Origin of the sequence: Streptomyces sp. NPDC057654 (assembly GCF_042800135.1) — a bacterium.
Taxonomy (GTDB): domain Bacteria; phylum Actinomycetota; class Actinomycetes; order Streptomycetales; family Streptomycetaceae; genus Streptomyces.
In genome coordinates, this window is sequence record NZ_JBHVHQ010001044.1 from 1 (window position 1) to 2,695 (window position 2,695).

The following is a 2,695-nucleotide window of genomic DNA, read 5'->3' on the forward strand; positions in this document are numbered from 1 at the left end:
GGAACGCCCCTCGTCGCGGGAGCTCACATCCGGCTCACTCGCCGGACAACACCGCCTGCGCGGCCCGCCGGGCCTCGTCGGCGGAGTCCACGGCACGCGCCGCCGCGGCGGCGCGCTCGCACTGCGCGAGCGTGTGCTTGGCCAGCGTGGCGCGCACGTACGCGATGGACGCGGCGCCCATGGACAGGCTGGTGACGCCCAGACCGGTCAGCACGCAGGCCAGCAGCGGATCGGCCGCGGCCTCGCCGCACACGCCGCAGCTCTTGCCCTCCGCCTTGGCGGCCTCGGCCGACGCGGCGACCAGGTCGAGCAGTGCGGGCTGCCACGGGTCCTGGAGCCGCGACACCGCGCCGACCTGCCGGTCGGCCGCGAAGGTGTACTGCGCGAGGTCGTTGGTCCCCAGCGACAGGAACTCCACCTCCTGAAGGATGGAGCGGGCCCGCAGTGCGGCGGAGGGGATCTCCACCATCGCGCCGAACTTCGCCTGGAGCCCGGCCTCGCGGCACGCGTCCGCGAACGCCTTGGCGTCCGCCCGGTCGGCCACCATGGGGGCCATGACCTCCAGGTAGACCGGCAGCCCCTCGGCGGCCTTGGCGAGCGCCGCCAGCTGCGTGCGCAGCACCTCCGGGTGGTCGAGGAGACTGCGCAGCCCCCGCACGCCCAGCGCCGGGTTCGGCTCGTCCGCCGGCGTCAGGAAGTCCAGCGGCTTGTCCGCCCCGGCGTCCAGCACCCGCACGACCACCCGGCCCTCGGGGAACGCCGACAGGACCTCGCGGTAGACCTCGGCCTGCTTCTCCTCGGACGGCGCCTTCGAGCTGTCGTCCAGGAACAGGAACTCGGTACGGAACAGGCCCACGCCCTCCGCGCCGGCCTCGACCGCGGCCTTCACGTCACCGGGCCCGCCGATGTTCGCCAGCAGCGGCACCTTGTGCCCGTCGGAGGTGGCGCCCGGCCCGGACGACGCCGCGAGAGCGGCCTTACGGGCCTCGGCGGCGCCCGTCAGCTCGGCGCGCTTGGCCGCGTCCGGCTCGACGAAGACCTCGCCCGTGCTGCCGTCCACCGCGACGACCGTGCCCTCGGCCAGCTCGCCCGCACCGGGCAGCGCCACCACGGCCGGCACCCCGAGCGCACGGGCCAGGATCGCGCTGTGGCTGGTCGGCCCGCCCTCCTCGGTCACGAACCCGAGCACGAGCGCCGGGTCCAGCAGCGCGGTGTCGGCGGGCGCGAGGTCCCGCGCGATCAGCACGTACGGCTCGTCGCTGTCCGGCACGCCCGGCATCGGCACGCCCAGCAGCCGCGCCACGATGCGGTTCCGTACGTCGTCCAGGTCGGCGACCCGGCCCGCGAGGTACTCGCCGGCCCCGGCCAGCAGCGCCCGGTAGGCCGCGAAGGCGTCGTACACCGCCCGCTCCGCGGTGCTGCCCACGGCGATACGCCGCTCGACGTCGGCCATCAGCTCGGGGTCCTGGGCCATCATGGCCTGGGCCTCCAGCACGGCCTGAGCCTCACCGCCGGCCAGGTTCCCGCGCGCGATGAGATCGGCGGACACGGCCTCCACGGCCTGGCGCGCGCGCCCCTGTTCGCGCGGAGCCTCGTCCGTGGGGATCTGCTTGGCCGGCGGCTCCAGGACCGCCGTGCCCATGTGCCGTACCTCGCCGATCGCCACACCGTGGCTCACACCGACGCCTCGCAGCGTTGTCTCCATTTCACCTGTCTCCCATTGATGCGACGGCTACGGCCGCCGCGGTGGATGTCGTACGCGCCGCCTATGGCGGCCCAGGGATCACTGCCAGGTGAAGAGCGTGTCACCGGTCTTGAGGTCGCCCTCTTCGCGGACGTCGCCGAGCGCGTCGGCGGTCGCCTCCAGCGCGATGACCGGGCAGATCGGCGACTTGCCGGCCTCTTCGACAGCGGCCGGGTTCCAGCGCACGACGGCCTGGCCGCGCGTGACGGTGTCGCCCTTGTTGACGAGCAGCTCGAAGCCCTCGCCATTGAGCTGAACGGTGTCGATGCCGAGGTGGGTCAGCACACCGTGTCCCTCGCCGTCCACCACGACGAACGCGTGAGGGTGCAGGGAGACGACGACACCGTCCACGGGCGCGATGGCCTCGGACGGTTCACGGACCGGGTCGACGGCGGTACCGGGCCCCACCATCGCGCCGGAGAAGACCGGGTCGGGCACTGCCGCGAGTCCGATGGCGCGTCCGGTGAGCGGGGACGTCACGGTGGTCATGGGAAGCCTCCCAGGGGCGGAGATTCATCACGCGCCGTCACTACCTGTACCGGACGACGCACTGGTCAGAAGGGTAAGTCATAGGAACAGCGGATTCCGCACACAAGATCCATAAGAGTGCGGCCCCGCGGCGAGCCCGCGATGAGCCCGCCGCGAGGAATCGATTTGCCTCGACCCTGCGGGGCATGTACTGTCGTATCCCTGCCCACGACCGAGGCACGCAGTCAGCTGCGGGCGAGTCGGAGGGCGGCACCTATCGGATACTGATCCAATTCTCGGATTCGCTTCTGTGTGTCTGCGTATATACGTATATGCAGAAAACGAGCGGTAAGGGAGCGGAAAAAGAACTGATAGAGTGGTGGAACACCGAAGGGAAGCGCCCGGAGAGACCGGTGAAACGGTCACGAAGGAAGCGTCCGTTCCTTGAGAACTCAACAGCGTGCCAAAAGTCAACGCCAGACT

General features: G+C 71.4%; 2 protein-coding genes. Both read right to left on the minus strand.

Going from position 1 to position 2,695, the window contains the following annotated elements; all coding sequences use genetic code 11:
* Positions 1-34 precede the first annotated feature (34 nt).
* Positions 35-1,705 carry a phosphoenolpyruvate--protein phosphotransferase gene (ptsP, locus tag ACFU99_RS40130; protein ID WP_384402654.1) on the minus strand — a complete coding sequence of 557 codons (1,671 nt, stop codon included), beginning with the start codon at positions 1,703-1,705 and terminating at the stop codon, positions 35-37.
* A gap of 78 nt (positions 1,706-1,783) precedes the next feature.
* Positions 1,784-2,233 carry a PTS glucose transporter subunit IIA gene (locus ACFU99_RS40135; RefSeq protein WP_384402657.1) on the minus strand — a complete coding sequence of 150 codons (450 nt, stop codon included), beginning with the start codon at positions 2,231-2,233 and terminating at the stop codon, positions 1,784-1,786.
* Positions 2,234-2,695 lie beyond the last annotated feature (462 nt).

Bases quoted from the DNA above. Each gene is read 5' to 3' on its own strand.
- ACFU99_RS40135 (WP_384402657.1), bottom strand. From the start codon at position 2,233: ATGACCACCGTGACGTCCCCGCTCACCGGACGCGCCATCGGACTCGCG.
- ptsP (WP_384402654.1), bottom strand. From the start codon at position 1,705: ATGGAGACAACGCTGCGAGGCGTCGGTGTGAGCCACGGTGTGGCGATC.